Below are 18,185 nucleotides of genomic sequence, written 5' to 3' on the forward strand. Positions count from 1 at the left end.
GTGAGGATGGGGCGGGCGGATCAGGCGGCGGGCAGGGCGAGGACGTCGGTGGCCCGGAGGCTGCCGACCGTGGTGTCGCCACCGACGACCGGGGCGGTGGCGAACTCGGTGAGGACGTCGGAGCCGATGCCGCAGTGCGCGAGGGCGGCCGCGGTCACCGGCATCCGGGCGCGGTCGGCGCCGTCGGCGATCTTGACGACGACGGCCCGTCCGTCGGGCAGCCCGACCATCTGGACGCCCTCGAAGCCGTCCTTGGCGAGCAGTCCGGGGACCTTGCGCATCAGCAGGGCGACGTCCCGGTCGTCGCCGGACGCCATCTCGGGGTAGGTGCGCATGGCGTCCGCGACCCGGCCCTCCGGGGTGTCCGGGGCGGCCGAGGCGATGGCGGCAGCGGCGCGGGCGAGGCCGAGCGGGGAGATGGAGAACAGCGGCGCGCCGCAGCCGTCGACGGTGACCTGGGCGACGCGCTGTCCGGTCAGGTCCTCCACGGTCTCGGCGATCACCTGCTGGAGCGGGTGGGCCGGGTCGAGGTAGTCCTCCAGCGACCAGCCGCGCAGCTTCGCGGTGTACAGCATCGCGGCGTGCTTGCCGGAGCAGTTCTGGGCCAGCCGGGAGGGCTTGAGGTCGGCCCGCAGCCACTTCTCGCGCATGGCGGAGCCGTACGGCAGGTCGGGGGTGTTGCGCAGCTCGTCCTCGGTGAGGTCGGCCTGCTCCAGGATGCGCCGGGTACCGGCCAGATGGTTGTCCTGGCCGGAGTGGCTGGCGGCGGTGAGCGAGAGCAGTTCGCCGTCCAGCGGCAGCCCGGCGCGCAGCAGCGCGACGGCCTGTACGGGCTTGATCGCGGACCGCGGGTAGAACGCGGCGTCGATGTCGCCCGCCTGGAACCCGACCCGGCCGTCGGCGGCCAGCACGACCGCCGACCCATGGTGGACGCCCTCGATGACACCGGCGCGTACGACATGGGCGAGCGGCACATGGCGGGGTTCGCGGATGACGGGGGGCTCGGCCGGGGTGTGGCGAGCGTCGTCGGTGTGCAGCCCGGGGGTGTAGTTCATGGTGGTGGTGTTGCTCCGTCGTCGGGGTGGGTCATGGGTGGTTCATCCGCCCGGCCGGGGTGGCTTCCCGGCCGGGCGGGGCTGTTTCTCGCGGGGCTATTCCTTGGTCGGCGCCGCGTCGTCGCGGGCGGGTGTCCGGCGCTTGATGAAGAACCAGCCGATGGCCAGCGCCAGCGCGATCCCGGGGACCGCCATGACGGTGACCCGGCTGGGTCCGCCGTCGGCCCACATCAGGACCAGGACGGAGGCGAGGAAGCCGAGGGTGACGATCTCGGTGTACGGCGAGCCGGGGAGCCGGTAGCCGGGCCGGGTGAGGTGTCCGGCCTGGGCGCGGCGCCAGAAGAGCAGATGACAGATCATGATCATCCCCCAGGTCGAGAGGATGCCGAGCGCCGCGAAGTTGAGCACGATCTCGAACGCCTCGCTGGGCACGACGTAGTTGAGACCGACGCCCAGCACACAGATGCCGGAGGTGAGGAGGATGCCGCCGTAGGGGACCTGGGTGCGGCTCATCTTGCCGGTGAACTTGGGCGCGGAGCCGGACATGGCCATCGAGCGCAGGATGCGGCCGGTGGAGTAGAGGCCGGAGTTGAGGCTGGACATCGCGGCGGTGAGGACGACGAGGTTCATCACGCCGCCCGCCGCGGGCACGCCGAGTTTGGAGAGCACGGTGACGAACGGGCTCTGACCGGCGGTGTAGGAGTCGGAGGGCATCAGCATGGAGAGCAGCACCACGGAGCCGACGTAGAAGACGGCGACGCGCCACATGATGGAGTTGATCGCCTTGGGCATGATCTTCTCGGGCTCCAGCGTCTCGCCCGCGGTGACGCCGACGAGTTCGACGGAGGCGTAGGCGAAGACGACGCCCTGGATGACCAGCAGCATGGGCAGCGCACCGTGCGGGAACAGGCCACCGTGGTCGGTGATCAGGCTGGGTCCGGTGGTGTGGCCGTCCACCGGGTGGCGGCTGACCAGCAGGAAGATGCCGATCGCCATGAAGACGACCAGGGCACTGACCTTGACGATCGCGAACCAGAACTCCATCTCACCGAAGATCTTCACGGAGATGAGGTTCACCGCCAGCACGACGGCGAGCGCGATCAGCGCGATCACCCACTGCGGGACGTCGCTGAACATGCCCCAGTAGTGGGTGTAGGTCGCGACGGCGGTGATGTCGGCGATGCCGGTGGTGGACCAGTTGAGGAAGTACATCCAACCGGCGACGTAGGCGCCCTTCTCGCCGAGGAACTCCCGGGCGTAGCTGACGAACGCGCCCGAGGACGGCCTGTGCAGCACCAGCTCGCCGAGGGCCCGCACCACCAGGAAGGCGAAGAGACCGCAGACCGCGTACGCCACGAACAGCGAGGGCCCGGCGTCCTTCAGGCGTCCTCCGGCGCCGAGGAACAGGCCGGTGCCGATGGCACCGCCGATGGCGATCATGTTCACATGCCGGGCCTTGAGGGACTTGCTGTAGCCGGCGTCACCGGCGTCGACATGCTGGGGCTGATCGGGCCCTTGGCCGTGGCGTTCTTCCTGCCGGAGGGACTGCTCGCTCACGCCTGCTGTCCGCCTTACGTTGGTGTGATCACGCGCCGTCCGCCGAAGCGGGGCGCACGATGGAGGTCAGGGTGGTCTCGACCCGTTCGAGGTGGTGGGTCATCGCCGCCACCGCGTCGTGTTCGGAACCGTCGGCGAGCGCCTCGACGATCGCCCGGTGTTCTTGGTTGGACTGCTCCCGGCGGCCGCCGAGTTCGTTGAGGAAAGCCGACTGCCGTGCCAGGGCGTCGCGAATCTCCTCGATAACCCTGCGGAAGACCGGGTTCTGCGCCGCCTGGGCGACGGCGAGATGGAACGTGGTGTCCATCGCCACCCAGGCGGTGGTGTCGGTCTCCCGTTCCATCCGGTCCAGGAGATGGGAGAGGTGGTCGAGATCCTCGGCGGAGCGGCGCAGCGCCGCGTATCCCGCGACGGGGATCTCGATGTGCCGCCGCACCTCCAGCAGGTCACTCGCGGCGTAGTCCCCGAAGGTGGGGTCCTGCACCGGACCGCTGGAGATGACGAAGGTGCCCTTGCCGGTGCGTGAGGCGGTGAGCCCCATGGTCTGCAGGGCCCGCAGGGCCTCGCGGAGCACGGGTCGGCTCACCTCCAGGCGACGGCACAGCTCGGCCTCGGAGGGGAGTTTGTCCCCCACCGCGTAGTCGCCGCGCTCGATGGCGCCCCGGAGGTGGCCGAGGACCGCTTCCATGGCACTCACGCGGCGAGGAAACGATTCAGCGCCTGTCTGGCTGTCTGACAAGTTCACCCGAGGATCGTCAGCCGTGCGCCAAAGCGTTGTCAAGACTTCTGATGCCGCAAATGATTCGGCCGCGCGGCGAAGGAATTCGGCCAGCAAATGCCCGCTTTATTCGTATATGGACTTTTCGCCGCCCAGGCCGGAGACTGCGACTGAGGGGTGACTGAGGGCGGCTGAGGGTGCCACGGGACGGGGTGTGAGGCGCGATGACGACGATACGGCGGACCGCACACCGCACGGCGACGAGGGCGCGGATCACGGCACTCGACACCCACGACATCCGCTTCCCCACCTCGCGCCTGCTCCACGGCTCGGACGCCAGCCACCCCGACCCGGACTACTCGGCCGCGTACGTGATCGTCCGCACCGACGCCGGGGACGGCCTGGAGGGGCATGGCTTCTGCTTCACCATCGGGCGCGGCAACGAGGTCGAGGTCGCGGCCATCGACGCGCTGCGCCCCCGGCTGGTCGGCGCGGAGCTGCCCGCCCTGCCCGCCGGTCTGGCCGGCCTCTACCGGGCGCTCGCCGACGACGGGCAGCTGCGCTGGCTGGGCCCGGAGAAGGGCGTCACCCATATGGCCGTCGCGGCGGTCATGAACGCCCTGTGGGACCTCACCGCCAAGCGGGCCGGGAAGCCGCTGTGGAAGCTGCTGTCCGACCTGACCCCGGAGGAACTGGTCGCCCTCACCGACTTCCGCTACCTCGCCGACGCGCTGACCCCCGACGCCGCCCTGCGCATCCTGCGCCGCGCCGCCCCCGGCAAGGCCGGGCGCGAGGCCCGGCTGCGGGCCGAGGGCTACCCGGCGTACCTCACCTCCTGCGGCTGGCTCGGCTACGACGACGACCGGCTCGCCCGGACCGCGCGGGCGGCCGTCGCCGACGGCTTCACCCAGATCAAGCTCAAGGTCGGCGCCTCCGTCGGCGACGACATCCGGCGCTGCCGGATCGCACGCGAGGCCATCGGCCCGGACATCCGGCTGGCGCTCGACGCCAACCAGCGCTGGGAGGTCGGCGAGGCGGTCGAGCGCACCCGGGCGCTGGCCCGGTTCGACCCGTACTGGATCGAGGAGCCGACCAGCCCGGACGAGATCATCGGGCTGGCCGCGATCCGGCGCGCCGTCGCACCCGTGAAGGTTGCGGCGGGTGAGCACGCGGCGAACCGGGTCGTCTTCAAGCAGCTGCTGCAGGCGGGCGCGCTCGATGTGCTGCAGCTGGACGCCTGCCGGGTCGGCGGGGTCAACGAAAACCTCGCGATCCTGCTGCTGGCCGCCGAGTTCGGGGTTCCGGTGTGGCCGCACGCGGGCGGCGTCGGGCTGTGCGAACTGGTCCGGCACCTGGCCATGTTCGACTACGTCGCGGTCTCGGGCACCCGGCGGGACCGGGCCGTCGAATACACCGACCATTTGCACGAGCACTTCCTCGATCCGGCGATCGTCACCGACGGCCGCTACCGCGCCCCCACCGCCCCCGGCTTCAGCGCGGCCCTACGCCCCGAGGCCCTGCGGACCTACGCCTACCCGGACGGCCCCGCCTGGCGGTGAGGAGCGTGGTTTACCCCCTCCCCCCTTCCCGAACCAGGGGGCGGCCCCTGGTCCCCGGACGCCCTCCGGGCGTGTGTCCTCAATCGCCGGACGGGCTGAAAAACCAGCCCGTCCGGCGATTGACGACCGGGGCACGGGGCAGAGCCCCGGTTCGGGAAGGGGCGGGTGGGGAAGCGCACCTGACCCCGGCGGCGCGGCTGCGCGGCGTGGCCCGCCGGGTGCGCGGGCCGGGCGGTCGTATGGTCGCAGCCGGGGAGGTCTTCGCCAGCCGTTCCGCGACCTGGAGCCGGGAGCACGATGCGCCACCGCCTCGCCACCGCCGCCCTGGCCCTCGCCCTGGTCTGCGGCCCGGCCGCCACCGGCTGTTCCGAGGGGTCCGGCGGCGGGCGGCGGGTCGGGGTGGTGGTGCCGTTCCTGACCTCGCCGTTCTGGGAGGCGTACGACCATGACATCCCCCGGCAGGCCGCCAAGGTGGGGGTCCGGGTGCTGCCGACGGTGAACTCCGACAACGACGCGAGCCGCCAGGTCGGCGACATCCGCAATCTGCTCGCCCAGAACGTCGACGGGCTGGTCGTCTCCCCCATCGACTCCGCCGCCATCGTCACCGGCCTCCAGGCCGCGCAGCGGCGGCACGTCCCGGTCGTGGCCGTCGACGTGGCCCCCGACCGGGGCAAGGTGGCGATCGTGGTGCGGGCGGACAACCGGGCGTACGGCGAGAAGGCGTGCCGGAGCCTCGGGCGGGCCGTGCGGGGGCGCGGCAAGGTGGTGCAGATCGAGGGCGACCTGGCGTCGGTGAACGGGCGCGACCGCACCGCCTCGTTCAGCGGGTGCGTGCGGCGCCGCTACCCGCACATCAAGGTCCTGGACATCGCCGCCGGGTGGCAGGCGGACAAGGCGGCCGCCGGGCTGGAGGCGCTCTACAGCGCCAATCCGGACATCAAGGGCATCTATCTGCAGGCCGGTGGCGTGTATCTCGCGCCCACGCTGCGCACACTGCAGCGCCATGGGGCGCTGCACCCGGCGGGCCACCGGGGCCATATCGCGATCGTCTCCAACGACGGCATCCCGCAGGAGCTGGACGCGATCCGCAAGGGGTGGATCGACGCGACCGTCTCCCAGCCGACCGATCTGTACGCCCGGTACGCCATGGTCTACATCAAGCAGGCCATGGCCGGGAGGCCGTTCCGGACGGGGCGGACCGGTCACGGCAGCAGGATCGTCGAGGTACGCGAGGGCATCCTGGAGGATCAGCTTCCGGCGCCGCTGGTGACCCGGGCCAATGTGAACGACCCCGCGCTGTGGGGCAATCGCGGATGACCACCGAGGGGACGGCCACCAGACGGCCACCGCTGTGCGAGGCGCGCGGGATCACCAAGCGGTACGGGCCGACGGTGGCCCTGCGGGACGCGGGGATCACCGTACGGACGGGCGAGACGCACGCCCTGGTCGGACGCAACGGCGCGGGCAAGTCCACGCTGGTGGCCGTGCTCACCGGACTGGAGCGGCCGGACGCGGGCACGGTGTGGTTCGAGGGGGAGCCCGCCCCAGTCGCCGCGGACCGCGCGGCCTGGCGCCGCCGCGTGGCCTGCGTCTACCAGCAGTCCATGATCGTCAACGAGCTGTCGGTGGCGGAGAACCTGTTCCTGGGCCATCAGCCGGTCCTCCCAGGCACCTCGTTGATCAGCTGGCGGCGGACCCGCCGCCGGGCCCGCGCGCTGCTGGACACCTGGGGCGTCGACGTACCCGAGGGCGCGCGGGCCGGGGATCTGAGCGTCGAGGACGCCAAGCTGGTGGAGATCGCGCGGGCGCTCTCCCGGGGCACCCGCTTCGTCATCCTGGACGAGCCCACGGCGCAGCTCGACAGCCGGGCGACGGCGCGGCTGTTCGCGCGGATGCGGCGGCTCCAGGACGCCGGGGTCACGTTTCTGCACATCTCGCACCATCTGCGCGAGGTGTACGAGGTCTGCCAGGCCGTCACCGTCTTCCGGGACGCCCGCAAAATCGTCACCGCGCCCGTGGGCGAGCTGCCCACCCGGGCCCTGATCGAGGAGATGACCGGCGAACCGGCGGCGCCCGCCCGGCCCGGCCCACCGCCCCCGCCGGGCCCCGGGGGCGAGGTGGCAGTGCGGGTCGAGCGGCTCAGCGGGGCGTACTTCCACGACGTGAGCCTCACCGTCGGGGCCGGTGAGGTGGTGGGGCTGGCCGGGCTCGCGGGCTCCGGGAGCCATCAGCTCGGCGAGGCGCTGGCCGGGCTGCACCGGCCGACCGCCGGGCGGATCGAGGTCTTCGGCCATCCGCTGCGGCTGGGCAGCGTCACCGCGGCGCTCGCCGCCGGGGTCGGCTGTGTGCCCCGCGACCGGCGGACGCAGGGGCTGATCCCGCAGCTGTCGGTGGCCGACAACATCACGCTGCCCATCGGCGGCCGGCTCGGCCCCCGGGGGCTGATCCGGCCGTCCGCCCGGGACGCGGTGGCCCGCCGCGCCATCGAACGGCTCGGCATCACCACCCGGGGCCCGGCCCAGCCGGTGACCGCGCTGTCCGGCGGCAACCAGCAGAAGGTCGTCATGGCCCGGGCGCTGGCCACCAGTCCCCGGGTGCTGGTGCTTATCGACCCGACGGCGGGGGTGGACGTACGGTCCCAGCACGATCTGCTGGAGACCGCGCTGCGGGCCCGGGCCGAGGGGCGCGCGGTGCTGATCGTCTCCGACCAGCTGGGGGACCTGCGGGCTTGTGACCGGGTGCTGGTGATGGCGGGCGGCTTCGTCACCGTCACCCACCGGGCGGGCTGGACCGACCGGGAACTCGTCGCCTCGATCGAAGGGGTCACCCTCGGCCATGAATGACCTCGCCGCGCCCCGGACGGGCCGGGCCCGGCGCCTCGTCCCGGGCCGCGTCCGCGATCTGGCACTGCTGCCCGCCGTCGTCCTGCTGCTGATCATCGGCGCGGTTGGCAACCCCCACTTCCTCGACCGGGACAACCTGGTGAACATCCTGGGGGCGTCCTCGGCGCTCGGGCTGCTGGTGCTCGCCGAGGCCATGATCCTGATCAGCGGCCGGATGGACCTCTCCCTGGAGTCGATCGCGGGCCTCGCCCCGGCCCTCGGCTTCCTGGTGGTCATCCCGGTCTCCTCCGCGGGCTTCGGCACCGAGCTGCCCACCTGGGTGGGGCTGCTGCTCATCCCGCTGGCGGGCGCGGGGATCGGGGCGGTCAACGGCGCGCTGATCGTGGGGCTGGGGCTCAACGGGTTCATCGTGACCCTTGCCATGAACATCGTGCTGCGCGGCGTCCTCATCGGCCTGGTCTCCGGAAGGACGCTGTTCAACGCGCCGGACGCGTTCTTCGCGCTCGGCTCGCGGGAGTGGCTGGGGGTGCCGGTCTCGGTGTGGGTGACCGCGCTGTGCTTCGCGCTGGCCGGGTTCGTCCTGCGCTACCACCGGCTCGGCCGCGCGGTGTACGCGATCGGCGGCAGCGCCCCGGCCGCCCGGGCGGCGGGCATCCGCACCGCGCGGGTGGGCTGGACGGTGCTGGTGGTCGGCGGGGCGCTGGCGGGGCTTGCCGGGCTGGTGATCGCGGGGCGAGTCGGCGCGGTGGGCGCCAACCAGGGCAGCGGTCTGATCTTCACGGTGTTCGCGGCCGCGGTGATCGGCGGCATCAGCCTCCGCGGCGGCCGGGGCTCCCTGCTGGGCGCGCTGCTGGGCACCCTGTTGCTGGGCATGCTGGAGAACCTGCTCACCCTCGCCCAGGTGTCGTCCTTCTGGATCGAGGCGATCTACGGCGGGATCATCCTGCTCGCACTGGTCGTCGCACGGCTGACGACCAGGGAGGCCCAGGAGTCATAGTATTAAGGGAAATGTCTTCGCAGATGGGACGGGTGCGATGGCCATCCCCGAGGGAATCGCGCCGACCGAAGCGCATGTTCCGTTCGACATGGCCGACGCGGCGACGGCCCTGCTGGACGCGACGGGGACCGTCGTCGGCTGGACCACGGCGGCGGAGCGGCTGCTCGGCTATCCGGCGACGGAGGTGCTCAAGCAGCCCGGCGCGATGCTGCTGGCGGCGTCGGAGGACGCCGCGAAGGCGGTGTCCATCGCCGAGCGGTGCGGTGAGCACGGCGGCTGGGGCGGGCTGCTGGAGGTCCGGCACCAGGACGGCCACCGGCTGGCGGTGGGCCTGCGGGTCTCCCCTGTCGCCGGGCTGAGCGACCGCACCTGCTGGCTGATCTCGGCGATCGACGTGGCGACGATCCCGACCTGGGCGGTCAGCGGATCGCTGCTCCAGGCGTTCCTCACCCGCTCCCCCATCGGCATGGCCGTACTCAGCCCGGACCTGCGGTACGTATGGATGAACGACACCCTGGAGCGCTACGGCGGCGTCCCTCGCGACCAGCGGCTGGGCCGCCGGATGGCGGACTCGCTGCCGGGCCTGGACACCGCGGCCCTCGAAGCCAAGATGCGCCAGGTGCTGGAGAACGGCGTGCCGGTGATCGACTACGAGTACCGGGGCTGGACCATGGCCGAGCCGCACCACGAGCACGCGTACTCGACGTCCTTCTTCCGCCTCGACAACGCGGACGGCCATCCGGTCGGCGTCTGCTACATGGGCATCGACGTCACCGACCGCTGGCGGGCCAGGGAGCGGCTGGCCCTGCTCAGCGAGGCCAGCGAGCACATCGGCAGCACCCTGGACGTGATGCGCACCGCGCAGGAGCTGGCCGAGTTCGCGGTGCCCCGGCTCGCCGACTTCGTCACCGTCGACCTGCTGGACTCCGTCCTGCGCGGCGAGGAGCCCACGGCCGAGCGGGCCCGGGCCCTCCCCCCGTTCCGGCGGGCGGGCCAGGCCTCCATCCACGAGGGCTGCCCGGAGTCCATCGCGTCCCCGGGCGACGCGGTCGCCATCTCCCCGACGTCGCCGTTCGCGTGCAGCTTCCTGGAGGGGGAGCCCGTCCTCGACCCGGAGCTGGACGCCTCGCTGGGCGCGTGGACCGGCGACGACCCGGCCCGGACGCGGAAGGTCCACGAGTTCGGGATGCGCTCGCTGATGGTGGTCCCGATCTGCGCGCGCGGCGCCATCCTGGGCGTGGCCTCGTTCGTCCGCACCCGGCATCCTGACCCCTTCGAGGAGGACGACCTCGTCCTCGCCGAGGAGCTGGTGACGCGCGCCGCGCTGTGCCTGGACAACGCCCGCCGCTACAGCCGCGAGCACACCGCGGCCCTCGCGCTGCAGCGCAGTCTGCTGCCGCACGACCTGTCCGGCGGCCAGGCGCTGGAGGTGGCGTCGCGCTATCTGCCCACCGACGCGCGCAACGGCGTCGGCGGTGACTGGTTCGACGTCATCCCGCTGTCCGGGGCCCGGGTGGCGCTGGTGGTCGGCGACGTGGTCGGGCACGGCATCACCGCGGCGGCCACCATGGGGCGGCTGCGCACCGCCGTGCACACGCTCGCCGACATGGACCTGCCGCCCGAGGAGCTGCTCGCCCACCTCGACGACCTGGTCATCCGGCTCACCGAGGAGGAGTCCGGCCAGGAGGGGGTGAGCACGGCGGTGCTGGGCGCCACCTGTCTGTACGCGGTGTACGACCCGGTCACCCGGCGGTGCACGATGGCCCGGGCCGGGCATCCCCCGCCCGCGGTGGTGGACCCCGGCGGCGCGGTCTCCTACCCGCCGCTGCCCGCCGGTCCCCCGCTGGGGCTCGGCTCGCTGCCGTTCGAGTCTGCGGAGCTGGAGCTGCCCGCGGGCAGTCTGATCGCGCTGTTCACGGACGGCCTCATCGAGACCTGCGACCAGGACATCGACGTCGGGCTCGGACGGCTGAGCAACGCCCTGGCCCAGCCCGGGCTGCCGCTGGAGGAGCTGTGCTCGACGGTCATCGACGCCCTGCTGACCCGTCCGCAGTCGGACGACGTGGCGCTGCTGCTGGCCCGTACGAACACGCTCGGCACCGGCCACGTCGTCTCCTGGGACCTGCCCTCCGACCCGGCCGTGGTCGCCAACGCCCGCTCGCTCGCCGTCCACCAGCTCGCCGAATGGGGGCTGGAGGAGCTGGTGATGACCACCGAGCTGATCGTCAGCGAGCTGGTCACCAACGCCATACGGCACGGCACCGGCCCCATCCGGCTCCGGCTGATCCGCCATGACGTGCTGATCTGCGAGGTCGCGGACGCCAGCAACACCTCCCCGCGGCTGCGCCATGCCCGTACCACCGACGAGGGCGGCCGCGGGCTGTTCCTCGTCGCGCAGCTGACCCGCCGCTGGGGCACCCGCTACACCGAGGGCGGCAAGCTCATCTGGGCCGAACAAGACCTTCCGGACGCCGCATGAAACACGCCCCGGCACGTCCCCGCCCTACCCATGATCGGTTTCCTCCCGCACACTGGCCCCACGCCAACGGGAGGGGGGCATCCGGCATGCGCGGAGGAGTCGGCGACGGGGATGTGCGGAGGCGGCCGCTCGCCTCCCGGTGGGTACGCGGCGCCGTCACGGCGTGCGCGGGCGCGCTGCCCGCGCTGGCGTTTCCCGCGCCGTCGCTGTGGTGGTTCGCGTACGTCGCCCTGGTGCCGTGGCTGCTGCTGGCCCGCTCGGCGCCGACCATCCGGCGGGCGGCGTACGACGGCTGGCTGGGCGGGACCGGGTTCCTGCTGGCGGCGCACCACTGGCTGATGCCGAGCCTGCATGTGTTCATCGTGCTGCTGGCGCTGTTGCTGGGGCTGTTGTGGGTGCCGTTCGGCGCGCTGACGTTCCGGCTGCTGCACGGCCGTCCGGGGCCCGGCCGGGCGGGCGCCGCGCTGGTGCTGCTTCCGTCCGCGTGGCTGCTGGCCGAGCTCGTACGGTCCTGGCAGTACCTCGGCGGGCCCTGGGCGCTGCTCGGGGCGAGCCAGTGGCAGGTTCCGGTCGCGCTGCGGCTGGCGTCGGTGGGCGGGGTGTGGCTGATCGGCTTCCTGCTGGTCGTGGTGAACGTCGCGCTCACCATGCTGATCACGCTGCCCCGGGCCCGTACCGTCGCGGTGGCCGGGCTCACCGCGTGCGGTGTGGCAGCGGCCGGGGTGTGGGCGTGGGCGCCGGTGCCGCAGGAGACCGGGACCGCGCGGATCGCGGTGGTACAGCCCGGGGTGATCAAGGGGCCGGGGCCGCGGCTGGAGCGCGGCGTCGAGCTGACCCGGCGGCTGGCCGGTCGCCATCCGGACCTCGTGGTGTGGGGCGAGAGCAGCGTCGGCACGGATCTGGGCGACCGGCCGCGGCTGGCGAAGCGGCTGGGCGCGCTGTCCCGTTCGGTGGGGGCGGATCTGCTGGTCAACGTGGACGCGCGGCGCAGCGACCGGCCGGGGATCTACAAGAGTTCGGTACTGATCGGGCCGCACGGTCCCACCGGCGCCCGCTACGACAAGATGCGGCTGGTGCCGTTCGGCGAGTACATCCCGGCCCGGCCGCTGCTGGGCTGGGCCACCTCGGTGGGCAAGGCGGCCGGTGAGGACCGGCACCGCGGCACGAAGCAGGTGGTGATGCGGCTGCCGGACGGTCTGCGGATCGGGCCGCTGGTCTGCTTCGAGTCGGCGTTCCCGGACATGAGCCGCAATCTGGCGCGGCGCGGGGCGCAGGTGCTGGTCGTCCAGTCGGCGACCTCCACGTTCCAGCACAGCTGGGCGCCCGAACAGCACGCCACGCTGGCCGCACTGCGCGCCGCGGAGACCTGGCGGCCGATGGTGCACGCGACGCTGACCGGGGTGAGCGCCGCGTTCGGCCCGCGCGGTGAGCCGGTGGGCGGGCGGCTGGGTACGCGGGCGAGCGCGGCGACGGTGTACTCGGTGCCGCTGGCGAAGGGCACCAGCCCGTATGTGGAGGCCGGGCCGTGGCCGGTGTACGGGGCGCTGGCCGCGCTGGCCGTGTACGGGGTGACGGAAGCCGTGAAGGGAGTGCGGGCGGTGCGGGTGGTCAGGCGCCGTTCACCGCGTCGCTGATCACCCGTTCGCACAGTTCATGGGTGCGCAGCGCGTCCTCCGCGCTCGGCCGCCCGCCGGTGCGTACGGCGTCGAGGAAGGCGTCGGTGATCTGCTCGATGCCGCGCTGCCGGGCGACCGGCACCCAGTCGCCGCGGCGGCGCACGCTGGGCTGCCCCTTGTGGTCCACGACCTCGGCGAGGTTGTTCACCTGCCGCTTGGTGTCCTGGCCGGAGACCTCCAGGACCTCTTCGGTGGAGCCGCTCATCCGGTTCATCACACCGAGCGCGGTGAACCCGTCGCCGGACAGCTGGAGCACGACGTGGTGCAGCAGCCCGTCGCGCATCCTGGTCCGCACGTCGATGTGGTCGACCGGGCCGGGGGCGAGGAAGCGCAGGGTGTCGACGACGTGGATGAAGTCGTCCAGGACGAGGGTGCGCGGGTCCTCGGGGAGGCCGACGCGGTTCTTCTGCATCAGGATCAGATCGCGCGGATGGTCCCGGCACTGCGCGTATCCGGGGGCGTAGCGCCGGTTGAAGCCGACCATCAGTCCGACGCCGCGGTCCTCGGCCAGCCGCACCAGCCGCTCGCTCCGGTCGAGTTCGTAGGCGAGCGGTTTGTCGACGTAGGTGGGCACCCCGGCCTCCAGGAGCCGGGTGACGAGCCCGGCGTGCTCGGCGGTCGGGGCATGGACGAACGCGGCGTCCAGGTCCGCCGCGAGCAGCGAGTCGAGGCCGGTGTGACGCTGCGCCTCGGGCACCCGGTGGGTGTCGGCGACCCGCCGGAGGGTGTCGGGGGTGCGGGTGTGCAGATGGGGCTCAAGACCGGGCCGCGCCATGAGCACGGGCAGATAGGCCTTCTGCGCGATGTCGCCGAGACCGATGCAGCCGACCCTCACGATGCCTCCTGGTGTTCGGTGGCCAGGTCCACCCTACTCAGGACGGCTGGCGGGGATGTGGCGTCCCCTGAGCCCCGGGGGACGGCCGGCCGGCCATCCCGTCGAAGCCGCGCGGCCGGGCGGAGGCTCGCCGCGGATAACCCGTGGCGCGGCGGAGGGCCGGGCCTCATGATGCTCGTCATGACGACTGCCGAACGCCGCGACGCACCCCGCACCGCCGATGAACGCACCAGCCTGGAGGGGTGGCTGGACTTCCACCGCGAGACCCTGGCCCTCAAGTGCGAGGGGCTCGACGACAAACAGCTGCGCGAGGCCGCCACGCCGCCGTCCGGGCTGACCCTGCTCGGGCTCGTACGGCACATGGCAGAGGTCGAGCGGAGCTGGTTCCGGCGGGTGCTGGACGGTCAGGACGCGCCGCCCATCTGGTACAGCGAGGAGGACCCGGACGGTGACTTCCTGGTCACCGAGGCGGACACCGGCGAGGCCGCCTTCACGGTCTGGCGGGACGAGGTCGCCGAGGCCCGCGCGGCCGCGGCGGGCCACTCCCTGGACGAGGTCGTCACCCGCCACGACCACGGCCACGGGGACTACAACCTGCGCTGGATCTACCTCCACATGATCGAGGAGTACGCCCGCCACAACGGCCACGCCGACCTCATCCGCGAGCGCGTCGACGGCGTCACGGGCGACTGAGGCCTGTCGTTTGGATCAAGGGGACGTCAGAGCGCGAGCCGCTGCCCGAGCCGGGCGATCGCGGCCCGCACCCGGTCGCCGTACGGGTCGTCGCCCAGCGTGCCCGCGCTCGCCCGGGCCAGCGCCAGCTGGGTGCGGGCCGCCGCCTCCTGGCCGAGCTTCGCGTAGTCGGTGGCCAGGTTGAGGTGGAGGGCCGGGTAGAGGGCGCGCAGCCGGGGTGCGGCGGCGCGGGCGCCGGGCCGGTCGGCCGCGGCCAGGGCCAGCAGATCCCACAGCAGCTCATCGGCCGGATCGTCCTGGGTGTCGGCCAGATAGTGGGCGAGGGCGCAGCGGTGGAACGGGTCGCCGTCGCCCTCGATCTCCTGCCACAGCGCGGCCAGCCGGTTGCGCGCCTCCTCGCGGTCACCGCCCCGGTGGAGCATGACCGCCTGCCCGATCCGGGTCAGCACGGCGTCGTCCTCCGGCGCCTCCCGCCGTACGTCCGCCATCCCGGTCTCCCGCCTGCGCCGCCGAATCTCCCCGCCTGCGGCCGACGCTAGCCGCGGGGCCGGTGAACCCCCGTCAGGCGGGCCCACGGGGTCAGTCCGGCGGGTCAGTGCGGCGTCAGTCCGGCGGGTCGGTCCGGCCGTCCGGCGGCCCGTACCGCTCGGCCAGTTCGGTGACGGCGCGGGCGACGGCCGCCCGCAGCTCGGGCGGTCCGAGCACCTCGGCGTCGGTGCCCAGCCGCAGCATGTCGTCGACGGCGACGGGCAGCGACTCCACGGGCAGCACCACCCGCGCCCTCCCCCGGTCGTCGGGCGGGCCCGCCCCGGCTGCGGCCACCGCGCCGACCGCGCCGAACTTCATCGGCAGCAGCCGCAGGCCCCGCTCGGTGAGCAGCAGTTCGGCCTCGCCCCGGAACCGCGCGGCCTCCATGGTGCGCGCCGACTCCTGCCAGTAGGCGGCGAGATCGAACCCGGCGGGGCGCTCGAAGCCGTCCCCGAGCACCTCGGCGGCCAGGATGCGGGCCACCCGGTAGCTGCGGATGGTGTCCTCCTCAGGACCCGCTTCCCCTCTGGCCACCAGGTACCAGATGCCGCCCTTGAGGACGAGGCCGAGCGCGTGCAGATCCCGGTGCACCTCGCCGCGCCAGCGCCGGTAGTGCACCCGCAGCACCTGGCGCCGCCATACGGCCTCGGCCGCCGCCGCGAGGTACGGCACCGGCTCGGCGTCCCGGAACCAGCCGGGCGCGTCGAGGTGGAAGCGCTCCTGGATGCGGCGCGACCGCTCGTCCAGCTCGGGCGGCAGCGCGGCCCGCAGCTTGAGCTGGGCAGTGGTGAGGTCCGCGCCGAGGCCCAGTTCGGCGGCCGGTCCTGGCATCCCGGCGAGGAAGAGCGAGTCGGCCTCGTCGCCGGTGAGCCCGGTCAGCCGGGTGCGGTAGCCGTCCAGCAGCCGGTAGCCGCCCGCCGGGCCGCGGTCGGCGTACACCGGCACGCCGGACGCGCTCAGCGCGTCGATGTCGCGGTAGACGGTACGGACCGACACCTCCAGCTCCGCGGCGATCTCCGGCGCGGTCATCCGGCCCCGGTTCTGCAGCAGAAGGAGCAGGGAGAGCAGACGGTCGGCACGCATACGGTCCATTGTGGCGCCGTACCTGACAGAAGATGTCAGGTACGGCGGGCAGAGTCCTCTTTCATCCAGCGCACGCCCTGCTCACCAGCGCACGGCCTGATCAAAAGGACCCGCCATGACACACCCCACCATGACCGCGCACGCCACCGGTACGTTCACCTTCGCCGACTGGCAGGAGAAGCCGGTCGGGGAGGCGGCGGGCGGAACGAAGCTCGCCCACGCGACCGTGATCAACAACTTCTCGGGCGCGATCACGGCGTCCGGCACCGCCTGTCAGTACGCCATCGTCTACCTCGCCGACGAGACCGGCGCCTTCTCGGGCCATGAGCTGGTGGACGGGCAGCTCGACGGCCGCCGGGGCAGCTTCGTCCTCGCCGAGCACGGCACCTTCGGCGAGGACGGCACCGTGCGGTGCGCCTTCGAGGTGGTGCCGGGCTCGGGCACCGGCGAGCTGGCCGGGCTCACCGGTGCGGGCTCCTTCACCGCCCCGAAGGGCATCACGGCCGTCTCTTACGCCTTCGACTACGCGCTGGGCTGAGACGGTCCGAGGTCGGGGATGCGCCAGTCGATCGGCGTGTGCCCCTGGGCCTTCACCGCCTCGTCGATCTGGGTGAAGGGGTGCGATCCGAAGAACTTCTTCGCCGACAGCGGCGAGGGGTGCGCCCCCTTCACCACCGCGTGCCGCTCCTCGTCGATCAGCGGCAGCTTCTTCTGGGCGTAGTTCCCCCAGAGGACGAAGACGGCCGGGTCGGGGCGGGCGGCCACCGCGCGGATCACCGCGTCGGTGAACTTCTCCCACCCCTTGCTCTTATGGGAGTTGGCCTCGCCGCCCCGCACCGTCAGCACCGCGTTGAGCAGCAGCACACCCTGCCGGGCCCACGGCATCAGATAGCCGTTGTCCGGGATGGGGTGGCCCAGCTCCTCCTTCATCTCCTTGTAGATGTTCCGCAGCGACGGCGGGGTCTTGACGCCCGGCCGCACCGAGAAGCACAGCCCGTGCCCCTGGCCCTCGCCGTGGTACGGGTCCTGCCCGAGGACCAGCACCTTCACCTGGTCGAACGGTGTGGCCTCCAGGGCGGCGAAGACCTCGTCGCGCGGCGGATGGACCGGCCCCTTCGCCCGCTCCTCCTCGACGAACTCGGTGAGCTCCTTGAAATAGGGCTTCTCCAGCTCCTCGCCGAGGACACCGCGCCAGGACTCGGGCAGCACGTAGGCCACGTCAACAACCTCCGGTCGTGTTCCGTTTACGAGCACGAACCTACCGGCGACCACTGACAAGGCGTCGGGCGGCGTGAGGAAAACGCACCCGGCCCGGCACCCTCGGGGTGCCGGGCCGGAAGGCGTCGACGGCGCCGCTCCATGGCGGGCGGTCAGCCGAAACCCGCGTCGCGGTCAGCCGACGCCCGCGTTGAGGAAGACCCCGCCGTCCACGACGAGCGTCTGGCCGGTGATCCACGCGGCCTGGTCGGAGGTGAGGAACGCGGCCGCGCCCCCGATGTCCTCCGGTACGCCGAGCCGCCCGAGCGGATACGCCGCGGCGGCCTCCTCCTCGCGCCCCTCGTACAGGGCGGTGGCGAACTTGGTCTTCACCACGGCGGGCGCGATCGCGTTCACCCGCACGCCGGGCGCGAACTCATGGGCGAGCTGCGCCGTGAGGTTGATCATCGCGGCCTTGGACACGCCGTACGCGGCGATGAACGGCGAGGGGGTCATCCCGGCGACCGAGGAGATGTTGACGATCGCGCCGCCGTTCTCCTTCTGCCACGCCTTCCAGGTCTGCTGGGCGAAGCCGAGCGCCGAGACGACGTTGGTCTCGAAGACCTTGCGTATCACCGCGAGGTCGAGATCGGCGATGGGCGAGTACACCGGGTTCGTACCGGCGTTGTTGACGAGATAGTCGACGCGCCCGAACGCCTCCATCGCACGCTCGACGGCCACCGCCTGGTGCGCCTCGTCATGGGCCTTGCCGGGGACGCCGATCACCCGGTCCGCCCCCAGCCGCTCGACGGCCTCCTTCAGGGCGTCCTCGTTGCGGCCGGTGATGCACACCCGGTCGCCGCGCGCCACCATCGCCTCGGCGATTCCGTAGCCTATGCCGCGGCTGGCCCCGGTGACGAGCGCCGCCTTGCCGCTGTCCGAAGAGATCTCTTTGGTCATGGGGT

General features: G+C 72.6%; 16 protein-coding genes. 8 read left to right on the forward strand and 8 right to left on the reverse strand.

The annotated features are described in order from the left end of the window. Positions 1-20 precede the first annotated feature (20 nt). The 3 genes from ABZ370_RS34315 to ABZ370_RS34325 form a co-directional block, all read right to left on the reverse strand. Complete coding sequence (locus ABZ370_RS34315) at positions 21-1,055, reverse strand: asparaginase (protein ID WP_358629064.1); 1,035 nt, start codon at positions 1,053-1,055, stop codon at positions 21-23. 96 nt (positions 1,056-1,151) lie between these two features. Continuing rightward, complete coding sequence (locus ABZ370_RS34320) at positions 1,152-2,612, reverse strand: amino acid permease (RefSeq protein WP_358629067.1); 1,461 nt, start codon at positions 2,610-2,612, stop codon at positions 1,152-1,154. Positions 2,613-2,640: 28 nt separating this feature from the next. Further along, positions 2,641-3,300 (reverse strand): FadR/GntR family transcriptional regulator, encoded by a 660-nt coding sequence (locus tag ABZ370_RS34325; protein ID WP_358629210.1) that lies wholly within the window; start codon positions 3,298-3,300, stop codon positions 2,641-2,643. A 254-nt stretch (positions 3,301-3,554) separates the two neighbouring features. Here ABZ370_RS34325 and ABZ370_RS34330 point away from each other — a divergent pair, with 254 nt between their 5' ends. From ABZ370_RS34330 to lnt, 6 genes are all read left to right on the forward strand, one after another. Further along, complete coding sequence (locus ABZ370_RS34330) at positions 3,555-4,889, forward strand: enolase C-terminal domain-like protein (RefSeq protein ID WP_358629070.1); 1,335 nt, start codon at positions 3,555-3,557, stop codon at positions 4,887-4,889. Positions 4,890-5,186: 297 nt separating this feature from the next. Further along, complete coding sequence (locus tag ABZ370_RS34335; RefSeq protein WP_358629073.1) at positions 5,187-6,206, forward strand: sugar ABC transporter substrate-binding protein; 1,020 nt, start codon at positions 5,187-5,189, stop codon at positions 6,204-6,206. Continuing rightward, positions 6,203-7,732: a sugar ABC transporter ATP-binding protein gene (locus ABZ370_RS34340; protein WP_358629076.1), complete on the forward strand. Its 1,530-nt coding sequence runs from the start codon at positions 6,203-6,205 to the stop codon at positions 7,730-7,732. Before ABZ370_RS34335 ends, ABZ370_RS34340 begins: the two co-directional genes overlap by 4 nt. Beyond that, entirely contained in the window at positions 7,725-8,729 is a 1,005-nt protein-coding gene (locus ABZ370_RS34345; RefSeq protein ID WP_358629079.1) for an ABC transporter permease, read from the forward strand. Before ABZ370_RS34340 ends, ABZ370_RS34345 begins: the two co-directional genes overlap by 8 nt. 37 nt (positions 8,730-8,766) lie before the next feature. After that, complete coding sequence (locus ABZ370_RS34350; RefSeq protein ID WP_358629082.1) at positions 8,767-11,208, forward strand: SpoIIE family protein phosphatase; 2,442 nt, start codon at positions 8,767-8,769, stop codon at positions 11,206-11,208. 86 nt (positions 11,209-11,294) lie between these two features. Beyond that, positions 11,295-12,842: an apolipoprotein N-acyltransferase gene (gene lnt, locus ABZ370_RS34355; RefSeq protein WP_358629085.1), complete on the forward strand. Its 1,548-nt coding sequence runs from the start codon at positions 11,295-11,297 to the stop codon at positions 12,840-12,842. On the opposite strand, the gene ABZ370_RS34360 is transcribed toward lnt, so the two are convergent. Beyond that, entirely contained in the window at positions 12,817-13,719 is a 903-nt protein-coding gene (locus ABZ370_RS34360; RefSeq protein ID WP_358629088.1) for a Gfo/Idh/MocA family oxidoreductase, read from the reverse strand. The genes lnt and ABZ370_RS34360 overlap by 26 nt on opposite strands. 180 nt (positions 13,720-13,899) lie before the next feature. Between ABZ370_RS34360 and ABZ370_RS34365 the strand changes: the two genes are divergently transcribed. Continuing rightward, positions 13,900-14,412, forward strand: a complete 513-nt coding sequence (locus tag ABZ370_RS34365) for a DinB family protein (protein WP_358629091.1) — start codon at positions 13,900-13,902, stop codon at positions 14,410-14,412. 26 nt (positions 14,413-14,438) lie between these two features. Here ABZ370_RS34365 and ABZ370_RS34370 read toward each other — a convergent pair whose 3' ends face one another. Together ABZ370_RS34370 and ABZ370_RS34375 are read right to left on the reverse strand one after the other, a co-directional pair. Then, entirely contained in the window at positions 14,439-14,900 is a 462-nt protein-coding gene (locus ABZ370_RS34370; protein ID WP_358629094.1) for a hypothetical protein, read from the reverse strand. 115 nt (positions 14,901-15,015) lie between these two features. Further along, a complete protein-coding gene (locus ABZ370_RS34375) occupies positions 15,016-16,032 on the reverse strand; it encodes a WYL domain-containing protein (RefSeq protein ID WP_358629097.1) in 1,017 nt (338 codons plus the stop codon). A gap of 121 nt (positions 16,033-16,153) precedes the next feature. Between ABZ370_RS34375 and ABZ370_RS34380 the strand changes: the two genes are divergently transcribed. Further along, positions 16,154-16,561, forward strand: a complete 408-nt coding sequence (locus tag ABZ370_RS34380; RefSeq protein ID WP_358629213.1) for a DUF3224 domain-containing protein — start codon at positions 16,154-16,156, stop codon at positions 16,559-16,561. Here ABZ370_RS34380 and ung read toward each other — a convergent pair. After that, positions 16,546-17,241, reverse strand: a complete 696-nt coding sequence (ung, locus tag ABZ370_RS34385; RefSeq protein WP_358629100.1) for a uracil-DNA glycosylase — start codon at positions 17,239-17,241, stop codon at positions 16,546-16,548. The two genes, ABZ370_RS34380 and ung, sit on opposite strands and share 16 nt — an antisense overlap. A gap of 174 nt (positions 17,242-17,415) precedes the next feature. After that, positions 17,416-18,180 (reverse strand): SDR family oxidoreductase, encoded by a 765-nt coding sequence (locus ABZ370_RS34390; protein ID WP_358629103.1) that lies wholly within the window; start codon positions 18,178-18,180, stop codon positions 17,416-17,418. Positions 18,181-18,185 lie beyond the last annotated feature (5 nt).

The sequence above is a fragment of the Streptomyces sp. NPDC005962 genome (genome assembly GCF_040629205.1).
Classification (GTDB): domain Bacteria; phylum Actinomycetota; class Actinomycetes; order Streptomycetales; family Streptomycetaceae; genus Streptomyces.